Raw genomic sequence first — 341 nt, 5'->3', positions numbered from 1 at the left:
CTGACCACTTCCGAGGCACTTGCCACATTGTTCAGGTCGGTCACAGCCTCGGAAGTCCTGTTCACCATGGCATTGGTATTGCCGAGGCTGGTCTGGGTGTCATCGACGCGCTTAGCCACCGCAGACACCGCATTGACACGGGCCTGCATCTCGCTCTGAACTGCCGACGCGGCATCATTTGCTTTCGCCTGAGCAGTGATGATCCGGTCACTCAAGGCTGAGTCGGCCTCAATGCGCAGCTTCTGTTCGTCCTGCAAGGCGCCGCTCGTCTTGCCCAGATCCCCCGTCAGCTTGGTCACGCCGTCAGCGGTGACCGTCAGCTTTTCGCCCTGCTTGGACAC

At 60.4% G+C, this 341-nt stretch carries 1 protein-coding gene; it reads right to left on the bottom strand.

Features of this window, described 5'->3' with window-relative positions:
- Positions 1-341 (bottom strand): hypothetical protein (locus G7007_RS21920; protein WP_181105199.1); only part of this gene is annotated, 341 nt, incomplete at both ends.

It is taken from the genome of Pseudomonas entomophila (assembly GCF_013523125.1).
In the GTDB taxonomy this organism is placed as follows: Bacteria; Pseudomonadota; Gammaproteobacteria; order Pseudomonadales; family Pseudomonadaceae; genus Aquipseudomonas; species Aquipseudomonas entomophila_B.
Note: the sequence above shows the minus strand (reverse complement) of the source record. Positions and strands in the feature narration are given on the sequence as shown.